Genomic DNA, 15,051 nt, shown 5'->3' on the forward strand with positions numbered 1-15,051 from the left:
CGTATCCAATCCCTAGCGAAGGCAATTGTCACAGGTTTACAACCTCTTATTGAGAAGAACTATCCGGTTGTGATTGTTGTTGCTCAAGATATGGCAAAAGCATTAGGTCAAGCATTGTTTGCTGAATTACCACAAGCGTATCCCTTTGTTTGTCTTGACAGTGTCAAGGTAGAAAATGGCGACTATATTGACATTGGTTTACCGGTAGCAGAAGGAAAAGTGTTACCTGTTATCGTTAAAACACTCGTCTTCAATTAAGGCAGACTGAAGAGAAGCACATGCATCACTTAGGAAAATGAGGCAATTAATAAGTGACTTCAAGCAACAAAATTAAAGGAGGAAATAAAATGATTTTAAAAACAAGTTTATTTGGAAAAGTGTATGCTTTTCAATCAGTAATGGAAGTAATGGCGAAAGCCAATGAAGAAAAATCGGGTGACCGCTTAGCTGGTGTCGCGGCAAACTCAGCAGAAGAACGTGTAGCAGCAAAAGTTGTGCTGGCACAGTTGCAATTAAAGGATTTATTTAATAACCCTGCAGTACCGTATGAAAAAGATGAAGTGACACGTATTATTGTTGACCAAGTCAATCTCCGTATTTATGAAAGTATTAAAAATTGGACGGTTGAAGAATTCCGCGAATGGTTGCTTGATACAAACACAACAGACTTTAACATTAAACATATTTCACGTGGTTTAACTGCAGAAATGATTGCGGCAGTCACAAAATTAATGTCGAATCTCGATTTAGTTGTTGCAGCTAAAAAAATTCATATCGAAAAAACGGCCAATACTACAATTGGTCGTGCAGGAACTTTCTCAGCACGTTTACAACCCAATCATCCAACAGATGATCCAGATGGTATTATGGCATCGTTAATGGAAGGTTTATCTTATGGGATTGGTGATGCAGTAATCGGTTTAAATCCTGTAGATGATTCAACTGAAAGTGTGAAACGTGTGTTACATCGTTTTGAAGAATTCCGTTCTGAATGGGATATTCCAACACAAACGTGTGTGCTTGCTCATGTTAAAACACAAATGGAAGCAATGAAACAAGGCGCACCTACTGGTTTAGTATTCCAATCAATTGCTGGCTCTGAAAAAGGGAATACAGCGTTTGGTTTTGATGGGGGAACGATTAGCGATGCGAACCAAATGGCATTAGAAACTGGAATGGCTGCTGGACCAAACGTGATGTACTTTGAAACAGGTCAAGGTTCTGAGTTATCATCAGATGCCCATTATGGTTGTGATCAATTAACAATGGAAGCACGTTGTTATGGCTTCGCTAAAAAATACGATCCGTTTTTAGTTAATACAGTGGTTGGCTTCATCGGACCCGAGTATTTATATGACTCAAAACAAGTGATTCGTGCCGGACTTGAAGATCATTTTATGGGTAAATTAACAGGTATTTCGATGGGTGTTGATGTGTGTTACACCAATCATATGAAAACGGACCAAAATGACATCGAAAACTTGTCTGTTTTATTAACAGCTGCAGGCTGTACCTACATTATGGGTATTCCACATGGGGATGATGTCATGTTGAACTATCAAACAACAGGCTATCATGAAACGGCAACATTACGCGATACCTTTGGCTTAAAACCAATCAGTGAATTTGATCAATGGATGGAAAAAATGGGCTTGAGTGAAAATGGTAAATTAACAAGCCGTGCCGGTGATGCATCAATCTTCCTCAAATAATAACGAAAGGGTGAGTATTTTGAACGAAAAAGACTTAAAAGTAATGATTGAAGATATCTTAACTGAAATGACAGGAGCGAAAACGGAAAAAACACCAGAAAATCCAAAAAGCGAAACACCAAATAATGCTGTTTCCGTTGTGGAAGATGGGATGATTCCTGATATTACAGAAGTAGTCATTAAAGAACAATTTATGGTAGAGAATCCGCATGATAAAGCGGGTTATATGAAAATGAAACAATTTACACCCGCACGTTTAGGTTTAGGTCGTGCAGGTACACGTTATAAAACACAATCGGTGTTACGTTTCCGTGCCGATCATGCCGCTGCTCAAGATGCCGTGTTCTCATATGTAGATGAAGCGCTTGTAGAAGAGATGCAATTTGTTTCAACCGAAACACTGTGTCGTGATAAAGATGAGTATGTGACACGCCCCGATCTGGGCCGCGTTTTCTCTGAAGAAATGGCTCAAAAAATCACGAGTCATACGACGAAAGGGGCTAAAATCCAAGTCGTTGTAGGGGATGGGTTAAGTTCAGCTGCAATTGGAGCTAACATTCGTGAAATTTTACCTTCTATTAAACAAGGCTTAAAAATGTTTAACCTTGAATTTAATGAAGTCATTTTTGTTAAACATTGTCGTGTACCTGCAATGGATCAAATTGGCGAATTAACAGATGCCGGCGTTGTCTGTTTACTAATTGGTGAACGTCCTGGGTTAGTCACAGCAGAATCAATGAGTGCTTATATCGCTTACCGTCCAACTGTGGGAATGCCAGAAGCACGTCGTACCGTTATTTCAAACATTCATAAAGGTGGAACACCACCTGTTGAAGCCGGTGCATTTGTTGCTGAATTAATCAAAGAAATGCTCGATAAACAAAAATCAGGAATCGACTTAAAAGAAAGCTAAAGAGCGGAGGAAAAGTAGATGAAAGCAGATCGATTAGGAACGACAGTATTGAGTGCGAAAATCATTTCAAACGTTGATGAAGCAATGGCAAAACAATTGAATCTTAACCCGGCACAACGGAGTTTAGGAATTATTACTGCTGATTGTGATGATGTCACTTACATTGCATTAGATGAAGCAACAAAAGCAGTACCTGTAGATGTCGTTTATGCGCGTAGTTTTTATGGCGGTGCTGGGAATGCTCAAACAAAATTAGCGGGTGAAGTGATTGGAATTATTGCTGGTCCAAGTCCAGCTGAAGTGAAAAGTGGGTTGGACGTTGTGCTGGCAACAATTGAAAATGGTCCTTCTTTTATTAGCGCAAATGACGATGATTCTGTGCCTTACTTAGCCTATTGTATTGCCCGTACAGGAAGTCATTTAGCGAAAGAAGCTAACATTACTGAGGGTGAAGCGATTGCTTATTTAATTGCACCACCGATGGAAGCCCTTTATGCCTTAGATTTTGCATTAAAAGCAGCAGATGTTAGTTTGGCTGCATTTTATGGACCGCCTTCAGAAACAAACTTTGGTGGCGCACTATTAACAGGTTCACAATCTGCTTGTTCAGCAGCATGTGATGCGTTTGAACGTGCAGTGATTGAAGTGGCTGAAAATCCATTAAATTATTAAAAGGTAGGGGATTTTTATGGAAAATAGAGCGCTAGGCTTAATTGAAGTGTATGGCTATCTCGGTGCAATTGCAACGGCGGATGCCACATTAAAAGCAGCAGATGTTGAATTGGTCAATGCCGAAAAAATCAGTGGCGGCTTAACTACCATCCAAGTCATGGGGGATGTTGGTGCGGTTACCGCTGGAGTGGAAAGTGGACGTGTTGTTGCAGAGTCACTGGGTTGTTTATTATCCAGTCATGTGATTGCTCGCATGGATGCTGACACACAGGCCTTACTGATTGAAAAAAAACAAGTGAAACAAACGGTTGAAACAGTGCCTGAAAAGAAAACAACAGCTTCTTCAATGACTAAATTACAACAATTGGAAAAAATGAAGGTCGATCAATTGCGAAAATTAGCGTTAGAAAAACAAGTGAAGGCGATTAAAAAAGGTGATATTAAATTTGCTAATAAAGCGAAGCTAGTAAAAGCCTTATTAGACCATTCAGAAAGTGGTGACAACGAATGATATTAGATAAAGATCTTGCATCAATTCAAGAAGTACGCGATCTATTAGCTGCTTCTAAAAAAGCACAACAGCAATTAGCTACATTCCCACAAGAAAAAATTAACGATATTTGCCATGCAATTGCCAATGCGTGTTATGAAAACCGTGAAAAATTAGCGAAGATGGCTCATGAAGAAACTGGTTTTGGTATTTGGCAGGATAAAGTGGTTAAAAATACTTTTGGTTCTAAAATTGTATTTGAGAAAATCAAACACATGAAAACGATTGGTATTTTAAGTGAAAACACCGAAGAAGGTATTATGGAAGTTGCTGTCCCACTGGGTGTAGTGGCAGGCTTGATTCCTTCAACAAATCCTACTTCAACAGTGATGTACAAAACACTGATTTCTGTTAAAGCAGGTAATGGTATTGTGTTTTCGCCGCATCCAAATGCGTTAAAAAGCATTTTAGAGACGATAAACATTATTAATGCCGCAATTGCTACAGCAGGCGGTCCTGCCGGATTAGTCAGCTGTATGACAAAAGCAACCATGCAGGGGACAGCTGAATTAATGAAACACACGGATACAGCTGTTATTTTAGCAACGGGTGGATCAGCAATGGTTAAAGCGGCATATTCATCAGGAACACCAGCAATTGGTGTTGGACCAGGTAACGGTCCTGCGTTTATTGAGCGTACTGCGAATATTCCACAAGCCGTTAAACATATTTTAGATTCAAAAACATTTGATAACGGCACTATTTGTGCTTCTGAACAATCAATTATTGTGGAGGAAGTCAGTAAAGCAGCTGTTATTGCCGAACTAAAAAAACAGGGAGCGCATTTCTTATCTGTTGCTGAAGCGAAGCAATTAGAAAAATTCATCATGCGTGCGAATGGCACAATGAACCCATTGATTGTTGGTAAATCGGTGCAACGCATTGCTGATTTAGCAGGCTTAACAGTGCCACAATCGGCCCGTGTTTTAATCGCTGAAGAAACAAATGTTGGCCCCAAAGCACCCTACTCACGAGAAAAGTTAGCACCAATTTTAGCCTTTTACACAACGGCAACTTGGGAAGCAGCTTGTGCGTTAAGTATGGAAATTTTGCATCAAGAAGGGGCAGGTCACACAATGATTATTCATTCGGAAGATAAGAATGTCATTCGTGAGTTTGCTTTGCATAAACCCGTGTCGCGTTTGTTAGTTAACACACCCGGTGCTTTAGGTGGGATTGGTGCAACAACCAACTTAATGCCTGCTTTAACACTTGGTTGTGGCGCAGTCGGTGGCAGTTCAACTTCTGATAATATTGGACCTGCGAATCTCTTTAATATTCGCCGTGTGGCTTATGGTAAACGTGAGTTAGAAGATTTACGTGGTGAACCCGTTTCAACAGACGCAACGTCACAAGAACAATTAATCAACACTCTGATTGAAAAAGTATTGGAACGATTACACTAATAACTTGAGACAGCAGCAAAAAAACTGTTGTGGCAAAGCTATTATTATAATAAATAAAAAAACAATTATACTAGGAGGAATTTATTATGAATAACGCATTAGGAATGGTAGAAACAAAAGGTTTAGTAGGCGCAATCGAAGCAGCAGACGCTATGGTGAAAGCAGCTAACGTTCAATTAATCGGTAAAGAACAAGTCGGTGGTGGTTTAGTAACAGTGATGGTTCGCGGTGATGTTGGTGCAGTTAAAGCGGCAACAGATGCAGGTGCTGCAGCATGTGAACGCGTAGGCGAATTATTATCAGTACACGTTATCCCACGTCCACATACAGATGTTGATGCTATCTTACCAAAATAAGTGTAACCATTAGGAGTATTAAAATAGAAAGGGCTTGGAGGGTTATCTGAATCCAGACCCTTTCTATTTTTAAATTATAGGACGGTTTTAGATGAATAACATCGATCAATTAGTTGATGAGATAGTCAAACGGATTAAACCAGAAGTCAATACAGTCGAAGTGGAAGCCTCAGGCCGTCATATCCACCTTGATCGCCCTACAATCGATGCTTTATTTGGTGAAGGTTACCAATTAACAAAAGCTAAAGATTTATCACAACCTGGCCAATATGCGTGTAAGGAACGTATCACAATTGCGAGTGGCAAAAATTCGTTCCAAAATGTTGTTATTTTAGGACCTGAACGTCCGGCAGCACAAGTAGAAGTATCTGCAACAGATGCGACATCGCTTGGTTTGCGAGTGCCTGTACGTGAAAGTGGAGACATCGAAGGGACACCAGGGATTGTGTTAATCAACGGCACTCAAAGTGTTATTTTAAAAACAGGTGTAATCGTAGCGAAACGTCATATTCATATTACAGAAGAAGATGCGCGTCGTTTTAACGTCAGCAAAGGTGAAATTGTCCAAGTGAAAATTGAGGGAGCGCGTGCTTTGATTTTTGATGATGTTGTTATTCGTGTCAGTGCTGATTATGCCACATCGATGCACATTGATTATGATGAAGCCAATGTTGTTGGTTTCAAAAAAGGTATTCGTGGTGAATTTATTAAGAAGAGTGAAAAGTAATGGATGCTCAAGCATTTGAGCAGCTAGTAAAAAAAGTAACTGACGAATTGCTCTGTCGCTTACAATCTACAAAACCAACGCTTTTAATAATGAATATGCAGTGTAAGGCTGATATAAAAGAGCAGCTGTCTAAAAAGTATCAACTTACAACATGTTGGGACCCAACAACAGTGGATATAATTTTTTGCGGGGAGTTAACGTTTCCTACTATGGCGCGTTTAGCAGCGTTAATGCCCCAAGAAGATGAAACGCTTTATCTAGAACAGTTACTTGCTGGGAAACCACTGATCATCCTGGATGAGATAAACTGGTCAGATACACGTAAAGCAACACGCTACGCATTGTATCAAAAAATGCAAGAAGTACGTGCCACACTTGAGCGTTATGGTGTTGTTTTTATGTCAGTTGCAGATATAGAGGCTGCGAAATTTCCAGTGCACCTGTCTAAAAAGACACCTATACAACCTCAAGCAAAAAAAGTTTTAGCAGAAGTGGATGTAAAAGAACTGTTATCTGCAGGGACAACAACCATTCATCTGCCTAAAAATACAATTCTCACTGCATTGGCAACCGATTATATACGTCAACATGATATGACGGTTGTAACAGACTAAGAAAGGGACGATAGCTCATGTTAATCGGTAAAGTAACCGGTAGTTTATGGTCCACACGTAAAGATGAAAAATTGAATGGTATTACCTTTTTAATTGTGACTGTATGTACCGATGAAACCACACACACTCAGCGATCACTTGTCGCGGGTGATATTGTTGGAGCCGGTTTAGGAGACCTTGTTCTTGTCACTGAAGGCAGTGCCGCACGTGTGGCTGCATCACATCCAGATGTACCGTTAGATGCGATGATTGTTGGGATTATTGATTCCGTTGATCGTGGCAATTAACTGGTATCCAGTTGAATTGAATAACGAATTAGGAGGAAAATGATGAGTATTAATGAAATTATTATGTACATCATGGTGTTCTTTATGATATTAGGAGCACTTGATAAATGTTTTGGCAATAAATTCGGTTTAGGCGAACGCTTTGAAGAGGGTATTATGGCGATGGGCGCTTTAACACTTTCAATGGTCGGTATTATAACAATTGCACCTCTTTTGGCTAAATTATTAAGCCCAATTGTTGTACCCATTTATAGCTTTTTAGGTGCTGATCCAGCTATGTTTGCAACAACCTTGTTAGCAAACGATATGGGTGGGTATCAATTAGCTGTGGAAATGGCGAATACGCCTGAAGCTGGTTTATTTGCAGGGACTATCTTAGGAGCAATGATGGGACCGACGCTTGTATTTACTATTCCAGTAGCGTTAGGAATTATCAACAAAAATGATAATCAATACTTGGCAACAGGTGTTCTTTCAGGTTTGATTACTATTCCAATCGGTTTATTGGCAGGTGGGTTAGTAGCCGGTTTCCCAATTGCGATGATTTTGCATAACTTAGTACCTATCGTTCTTGTAGCAGCCATTATTATGGCAGGACTATGGTTTAAACCAGATGCGATGATTAGAGGCTTTACTGTCTTTGGAAAAGGTGTTGTGATTGTTGCGATTCTTGGTTTAGCACTCGGTGCGACAGAGCAATTGCTTAATATTACAATTATTGAAGGGTTAACACCTGTTACTGAAGGGATTGAAGTTGTCGGCGGTATTGCTTTAACACTTGCCGGAGCTTTCTGTTTTGTATACGTGTTAACAAAAGTATTCAGAAAACCATTGATGAAATTAGGTAAACTACTAGGCATCAATGATATTGCTGCAGCGGGTATGGTAGCGACATTAGCAAATAGCATTCCGATGTTTCAAATGATGAAAGATATGGATAACCGCGGTAAAATTATCAACGTTGCTTTTGCAGTATCCGCATCATTTGTTTTAGGCGATCACCTTGGATTTACAGCGGGTGTTGCACCTGAGATGATTTTCCCAATGATGGTAGGTAAGATTATTGCCGGTGTATGTGCAGTCTTTGTCGCAATGTTTATGGCAAACCGCATGTTAAAAAATAACAAACAAGCTAAAAAATAATACACGACAAACTGTATATAATAACAACAATTATGTAATAAGAGGAGTGTTTAAAATGACAAATATTGACCGTTCAGCAATTGAAGCGATTGTGCGTAACCTTTTAATGGAAAATGGTATCACTCAATCAAATCGCGTCGTTGACCCCAGTGGTGTAATCTCGATAAAACTACCCCAATTAGATGTATCAGAAGATGATCGTTTAGATACTGGTAACCCCAATGATGTTGTCTATTGTAAAGATTTAGTATCGTTAGATGAAAGCCCACGTTTAGGCTGTGGTCTCATGGTGATGAAAGATACAACGTTTGACTGGAAACTAGAATATGATGAGATTGATTACATCATTGAAGGTCGTTTAGATGTGATCGTTGAAGGACGAACTATCTCAGCAGGACCAGGTGAAATCATACTTGTTCCTAAAGGTAGTGCTATTAAATTCTCTGTTCAAGGTGACGCGCGTTTTGTTTACGTGACATACCCTGCAGATTGGCTACAAAAGTAAGTATCATAAAGTAAAGCTGAAAACATTGAATATCATTTCATTTTTTGTTCAATCAGAAATAAAACAATTAAAATAAATATCTGATATATCGTAAAAATAAGACTGCTCAAGCGATTAATCCGACAAAATTCAATTTGGAAGATATTAATAAAACGCTAGAATTAGTAGCAAAAGGTCATCCGAAATGGCAGGTAATGATACAGTTTGATTAATGATAAAGAACAGAAAATCAGGGCTACATTGTAGCTCTGATTTTTTTAGGAATCAGGTGAAATTTGCTGTTTGATGAGATTTGAAATGACAAAAATCGCAAAAAAATCAGGCTATAAATAACGTGTTACCAGTAAGTTGGCCAGTATTTATAACGGTCGAAAAAGCAGCGAATAGTGAGTCGGTAAAAACTTAAATTAACAATAAAAAAAGTCACCTAGAAGAAGTGAAATTGCCGCAAATAATAGCCAACGATTCAAAACTCAAGCTCATGGTTTAAAATAGTATAATGTACTATAATTAATATACAAAATAAAGAGGGTGGATAAGAAAGGAAGGTAAAAATATGAAAACATTGTATTTGATGAGACATGGTCAAACACTTTTTAATTTAAGAGGTAAGATACAAGGAGCTTGTGATTCACCGTTAACAGATGAAGGAATTAAGCAAGCTGAAATTGTTAGGGACTATTTTATTAATCATGAGATAAACTTTGATTTTGCTTATTCGTCAACACAAGAAAGAGCTGTCGATACAGCCGAAATAGTGTGTAGCTATAAAAATGTAGCTCATTTAAAAGGTATTAAGGAATGGAATTTTGGCCTATTTGAAGGAGAAAGTGAACAATTAAATCCGAAAATTAAGGAGGGTGAGACTTCCTATGGTGATTTTTTTGTAGATTATGGTGGAGAATCTAGTGAGCAAGTTCAAAAGAGAATGAATAGTACTTTAATTGAAGTGATGGAAAATGAAAATCACAATACTATTTTATGTGTGAGTCATGGGGGAGCGATGTACCGCTTTATCCAAAAATGGGTATCACAAGAGCGGATAAAAAACATTAAATTTACAAACTGTTGTATTCTTAAATTTGATTATTCGGAGGGTGAATTTGAATTTAAAGAAGCAATCAGCTTAATTGATTAATGAATTTTAAATTGTCATTAAAGCAGCCACAATTTTTTTGTGGCTTTTTTTTCAAATAACGTCCTTCTAAATGAGCTCACTTTACTTCTTTTATTTGTGCATTGCTTTGATATTTTTTGATGGAAATAGCTACTAATAATTGCTTACTCACTCACTAAATTATAGAGACATATATCAAATTAATTAAATCTTTACTGAGATGTTATTATTTTGATACCTTTGCTATTAGGGATAATAGTATATTCTTTTCGGTTAGATTTTTTGAGTTGGGTACAATCAGTCGCGTCTAAACTTTCGATAGCCAACCTACCTTTAGATAACTGTTTTATTGTGTGAACGTTTTAGTATTTGAGGATATTATTACTGTCGAGATGCACACAATCAACATTTATAATCATTTTTTGTTAAAATAATAAGTAAGCGTTACTAAAAAAACGTGAGGTATGTTAATAGGAGCAATATTTTTCCGCAGCTACCTATACTATTTTAAGATATAAACTGAATGATCTTTTCAAGGAGGAAAAGCGTATGGAAATGAGGATTTTAACAGAAAAAGATGCAGAAGAGTTTAGAAAACTACGGCTTAAAGGTCTTCAAACAGATGCAAGCGCCTTCGGTTCAACCTATGAGTTGGAATGTGACTTACCGTTAAAAGAATTTGAACAACGTTTAGTGCCTTCTGAAGAACAATTTGTTGTTGGTGGTTTCGAAGAGAATCAGCTCGTATGTACAGCATCATTTATTAGAGCAGATGAAGAAAAAGAGCAACATAAAGGTAGTCTAGCAGGTATATATTGTGAAAAAGCCTATCGAGGAACTGGAATTGCGAAAGCAGTGATTGAATATACTATCGCACATGCCCGTACTTTGGAAGGCCTTAAGATGCTCACATTAATTGTCGTCTCTGAGAATGAGCGAGCTAAAGCTTTTTATGAAACATTTGGTTTTGAGACATACGGCACCGAACCTAATGCAATGTTCGATGGTGTTAAATATTATGATGAGGATTCGATGTTTTTAGAGCTATAATAAGCTAAAAATGCAAATTTATATTATCAATAACTAAAAAAACGCCCTGACAAAAGTCTAGGCGTTTTTATTATTTATTAAATTTATAGAAACATGAAAAATGGAATGACCAGGAATTAAAGTTTGGGATGGTACTCACATTCTTCGAAGGCTTCGTCCCATAATATCTTTGTAAGCTCATTTCTTCGCAACAAGGTCAACACCCATACTCTTCTCGTAAAGTAATTGTCTTGAAGCTACTTATACTGTTCTCTAGTACTTCAAGACAATTCAACAAAAATTTCATTACGAAAAAAAATACGGCGAGACCTGAAATTTAAATCAGAAATAGACAGGGATCAGTCTATAACGATTGAAATTTCTAGTCTAACACGCCGTATTTTTTATTGTATTCCAATTGAGATAAAGTAGAACGAGCTTGCTTTTCTTTCAGTAATCAATCTATCCAACTTAAATTCCTTAGTCAAAAAGTAGTGGATGGTTTATAGATTCCAATTTATCAGTGTTTTTACGAGGTTAATGTTGCTTTCATTTTCTGTCTCCAGAATTCCAAGCTTACTTTATCAAAATTTCATAAACACATAAAAAACTCACTAGACCTGAAAATCAAATTGGAGTATAGACATGGAGCAGTCTATAACAATTTAATTTCCTTAGTCTAATGAGTGATTTTTTTAGCATTTCAATTTGGATAAATTAGAATGAGCTTGTTATTCTTTCAATCTTTTATAGAAACAGCATTGAGAATACTAAGCTGAACAAGCCAACTGCTACCAAGAAGATGACACTGAATTTAATTGTAAATTTGAATAGTTCGCTTTCACGTCCTACTAAACCTACTGCGGCTGTTGCAACTGCGATTGATTGTGGTGAAATCATCTTAGCCATGTCGCCACCGAGTACATTGATTGCTACTAGGAATGCAGGGTCAATACCGATTTGTGTTGCTGTAACGGCTTGTAAAGGTGCAAAGAGAGAACCACTGTTTACAACTGATCCTGTTAAGAATACGCCTAACCAACCTAATACTGGAGAGAAGAGAGGGAAAAGGTTTCCTGTACTTGCAAGTGCGATCCCCATTGTAGCTGAAATACCTGAGTATGTACAGATGAATGAGAGTGCTAACACACTACAGATAGTTAAGATTGGACGCCATAATTCTTTAATTGTTTCTAACGCTGTGTCTTTATATGTTTTGAAGCTTACTTTAAAGATAATCATTGTGATTAACGCTGCTAAAGCAATGGCAGTCGTTGTGTTTGTGAATAAATCAAGCTTGAATATTGCGGCCATTGTTGTTTGTGTTTCAACAACAGGAGCAGATTGTACGACTGAATTATGTAGCCCTGGAATTTGAATGTTGAAAATCAATTTGTTTAAAGGGCCATCTGGTGCAAATAATGCTTTAACAAAACCGAGGTTTAAAATAGTAACAAAAATTGTTAGTAAAAGGAATGGTAACCAAGCAAATGAAATTTGTTTAAATGAGTATTTAACTTTATCTTCTTCTGCTTCAACTTTTTCATCTTTATTAATACGATAAATTTCTTTTGGTTGCCAGAAACGTAAGAGTACGATTAGAGCAATTAAACTTGCAAGTGCAGAGAAAATATCAACGAGTGCAGGTCCAATTGTATTAAGAATAGCGAATTGAACAACTGCGAACACACCACCACTGACAAGAATTGCAGGCATTGTTTGACGAATACCTTTAATACCATCAATTGTGAAGATGAGGATGAAAACGATAATAAATGAAATGATTGGCATTAATACAGATGTGTAAGCTGATACTGAAAGTGGGTCTAAGTTTGTTAATAGCGCTGGCGAAAGTACGGGAATACCCATAGCGCCGTAAGCACCACCAGCGATATTAGCGAGGAGACAAAGCCCAGCAGCATAAAGCGGTTTGAAGCCAAGTCCTACAAGGATAGCAGCTGTAATTGCAACAGGTGCACCAAAGCCAGCAGCACCTTCTAAGAAAGCACCGAATGAAAAGGCTACGATGATGACTTGAATCCGTTGATCGGCTGTTACTGATGTGATAGAACTTTTAATGATTTCGAAGTATCCTGTTTTAACAGTAAGTTTATATAGGAAGATAGCAGTAACAATGATACTTGCTACAGGCCATATAGCTGATAAAACACCTAATGTTGTAGCACCGAAAACTTTTTGAACTGGAAAGCCATAAACAGAGACTGCAATAACTGCAGCTACGATGATACTAATAAGACCTGAAATGTAACCTTGTAATTTGAAAACAGTTAAACATAGTAGGAAAGTGATAATTGGTAGTGCTGCAACAATACCTGATAATGCAATGTTACCTAATGGATTATAAATCTGCGCCCATTCATTCATAAAAAACCGACTCCTCTTTATATATAGTTATTTGCAAACAGCTGTCTAAAGCCTTTTGCCTTTGCATCTATAGTATAACCGTTTTTAGCTAAAAGTACGTACTGTTTTTTTTGAATTTCACTTTAATGTGTGACTACGAAGATGCGGAAACGCTTCCATTGCTTTTGTAGCATGTGACAGGAAAATGTGACAAAAAAGCGAAACCCGTCACAAATGATAGTTGAATACGAATATTGATGTAGCAACGTTCACGGGCTGTCACATGTTGTTCATATTAAAGTATTTATATCATTAATCGTGTTATTATCTATTGTAATAGTTTAAGGCTTAATCATATAATAAGGGTGTAAATTACAAAAACAACTCAGGGGGAATTTAAAATGACAGCAATTATTCCAAACAACAAAAAAGTAATCTTAGTAGGAGACGGAGCAGTAGGTTCTGCCTATGCGTTCTCATTAGTAAACCAAGGCATCGGAAATGAACTAGGTATTATTGATGTAGATAAACGTCGTACAGAAGGTGACGCATTAGATTTGAAACATGCTTTACCATTCTTATCACCAATGAAAGTTTATTCAGCAGACTATTCTGACTGTGGCGATGCAGATGTTATCTGTATTACAGCTGGTACAGCTCAAAAACCAGGCGAAACTCGTTTGGAACTTGTATCACGTAACCTACGTATTCTAAAATCAATTTTAGGTGAAATTATGAAAACTGATTTTAATGGAATCTTCCTTATTGCAGCAAACCCAGTGGACATCTTGTCATATGCAACAATGAAATGGACAGGTTTCCCACCAGAACGTGTTATCGGATCAGGAACTTCATTAGATACAGCTCGTTTACGCCAAACAGTCGCTGAATTAATTGACGTTGAAGCAGGTAGTGTTCATGGTTATGTTTTAGGCGAACACGGTGATTCAGAATTTATCGCTTGGTCAAATATTCGTATTGGTAACTTGCCAATTGAAAGCTGGACTGGCCCATTAGATGCTGAGAAAAAAGAAGCAGTTTTAGCTAAAGTTCGTGACGCAGCTTACTATATTATTGAACGTAAAGGCGCAACAGCATATGGTGTTGCTAGTGCATTAGCACGTATAACTCGCGTTATCTTAAACAACGAAAACGCAGTTTTACCTTTAAGCGTTTATATGGATGGTTCAAATTACGGATTAAACGATGTATATGTTGGAACACCAGCTGTATTAGGTGCTAACGGTGTCGTTAAAATTGCTGAAGTACCATTGAATGAAGAAGAACAAAAAGCAATGGAAAACTCAGCTGGTGTTTTACGTAAAATATTGGATGATTCATTTATTCCAATCGATAACGAAAAATAATTTCTGAATAAAAACTTAGCTAGATTTTACTTCTTAGAAGCCATCCTTTAAACGGGTGGCTTTTTTATTTCAAAAAAAACAACTATCAAAAGATAGCTGTGTGAATAATTTTTAATTAATTTGGATAAAGAGTAGGCTGGTGAGCGTAAAGGTGTTCGTTTTATGTTTCGTTTGAATATCAAACCAAAATAAAAACCCTGAATCCTTTTGGACTCAAGATTAGCATACACTGTAAATTTAATTTACGCTTCGGTAACTTGACGATGTTCAAAGCTGTTTTCGATATAGA

16 protein-coding genes are annotated in these 15,051 nt (G+C 37.5%); 15 read left to right on the top strand and 1 reads right to left on the bottom strand.

The window, feature by feature from the left end; all coding sequences use genetic code 11:
• The 14 genes from IKV95_RS09840 to IKV95_RS09905 all read left to right on the top strand — a co-directional run.
• A partial coding sequence (locus IKV95_RS09840; protein ID WP_287451746.1) for an ethanolamine ammonia-lyase reactivating factor EutA occupies positions 1-258 on the top strand: 258 nt, incomplete at its 5' end.
• An 89-nt stretch (positions 259-347) separates the two neighbouring features.
• Positions 348-1,712: an ethanolamine ammonia-lyase subunit EutB gene (locus IKV95_RS09845; protein ID WP_029092034.1), complete on the top strand. Its 1,365-nt coding sequence runs from the start codon at positions 348-350 to the stop codon at positions 1,710-1,712.
• Positions 1,713-1,731: 19 nt separating this feature from the next.
• Positions 1,732-2,625: an ethanolamine ammonia-lyase subunit EutC gene (gene eutC, locus IKV95_RS09850; RefSeq protein WP_069120616.1), complete on the top strand. Its 894-nt coding sequence runs from the start codon at positions 1,732-1,734 to the stop codon at positions 2,623-2,625.
• An 18-nt stretch (positions 2,626-2,643) separates the two neighbouring features.
• Positions 2,644-3,297: an ethanolamine utilization microcompartment protein EutL gene (gene eutL / locus IKV95_RS09855; RefSeq protein ID WP_069120617.1), complete on the top strand. Its 654-nt coding sequence runs from the start codon at positions 2,644-2,646 to the stop codon at positions 3,295-3,297.
• 16 nt (positions 3,298-3,313) lie between these two features.
• Complete coding sequence (locus tag IKV95_RS09860) at positions 3,314-3,808, top strand: BMC domain-containing protein (protein ID WP_069120618.1); 495 nt, start codon at positions 3,314-3,316, stop codon at positions 3,806-3,808.
• Complete coding sequence (locus tag IKV95_RS09865; protein ID WP_119945338.1) at positions 3,805-5,253, top strand: acetaldehyde dehydrogenase (acetylating); 1,449 nt, start codon at positions 3,805-3,807, stop codon at positions 5,251-5,253. Before IKV95_RS09860 ends, IKV95_RS09865 begins: the two co-directional genes overlap by 4 nt.
• Before the next feature lie 83 nt (positions 5,254-5,336).
• Entirely contained in the window at positions 5,337-5,609 is a 273-nt protein-coding gene (locus IKV95_RS09870) for a BMC domain-containing protein (protein WP_029092030.1), read from the top strand.
• A 91-nt stretch (positions 5,610-5,700) separates the two neighbouring features.
• On the top strand, positions 5,701-6,336 hold the full coding sequence (eutD, locus tag IKV95_RS09875; protein WP_119904975.1) for an ethanolamine utilization phosphate acetyltransferase EutD: 636 nt from the start codon (positions 5,701-5,703) through the stop codon (positions 6,334-6,336).
• A complete protein-coding gene (locus tag IKV95_RS09880; RefSeq protein ID WP_029092028.1) occupies positions 6,336-6,950 on the top strand; it encodes a hypothetical protein in 615 nt (204 codons plus the stop codon). The genes eutD and IKV95_RS09880 overlap by 1 nt, the downstream gene beginning before the upstream one ends.
• Before the next feature lie 17 nt (positions 6,951-6,967).
• On the top strand, positions 6,968-7,237 hold the full coding sequence (locus tag IKV95_RS09885; protein WP_029092027.1) for a EutN/CcmL family microcompartment protein: 270 nt from the start codon (positions 6,968-6,970) through the stop codon (positions 7,235-7,237).
• Between the two features lie 42 nt (positions 7,238-7,279).
• A complete protein-coding gene (eutH, locus tag IKV95_RS09890; protein ID WP_069120623.1) occupies positions 7,280-8,380 on the top strand; it encodes an ethanolamine utilization protein EutH in 1,101 nt (366 codons plus the stop codon).
• Positions 8,381-8,435: 55 nt separating this feature from the next.
• Positions 8,436-8,885 (top strand): cupin domain-containing protein, encoded by a 450-nt coding sequence (locus IKV95_RS09895; protein WP_069125445.1) that lies wholly within the window; start codon positions 8,436-8,438, stop codon positions 8,883-8,885.
• Between the two features lie 556 nt (positions 8,886-9,441).
• Positions 9,442-10,023 (top strand): histidine phosphatase family protein, encoded by a 582-nt coding sequence (locus IKV95_RS09900; RefSeq protein WP_069120624.1) that lies wholly within the window; start codon positions 9,442-9,444, stop codon positions 10,021-10,023.
• Positions 10,024-10,551: 528 nt separating this feature from the next.
• Positions 10,552-11,052, top strand: coding sequence for a GNAT family N-acetyltransferase (locus tag IKV95_RS09905; RefSeq protein WP_069125443.1), 501 nt, complete (start codon positions 10,552-10,554; stop codon positions 11,050-11,052).
• Between the two features lie 726 nt (positions 11,053-11,778).
• On the opposite strand, the gene IKV95_RS09910 is transcribed toward IKV95_RS09905, so the two are convergent.
• Entirely contained in the window at positions 11,779-13,416 is a 1,638-nt protein-coding gene (locus IKV95_RS09910) for an L-lactate permease (RefSeq protein ID WP_029092022.1), read from the bottom strand.
• A 392-nt stretch (positions 13,417-13,808) separates the two neighbouring features.
• Here IKV95_RS09910 and IKV95_RS09915 point away from each other — a divergent pair, with 392 nt between their 5' ends.
• Positions 13,809-14,762 (top strand): L-lactate dehydrogenase, encoded by a 954-nt coding sequence (locus IKV95_RS09915; RefSeq protein ID WP_119905327.1) that lies wholly within the window; start codon positions 13,809-13,811, stop codon positions 14,760-14,762.
• Positions 14,763-15,051: the final 289 nt, after the last annotated feature.

It is taken from the genome of Brochothrix sp. (assembly GCF_017549435.1).
Lineage (GTDB): Bacteria > Bacillota > Bacilli > Lactobacillales > Listeriaceae > Brochothrix > Brochothrix thermosphacta.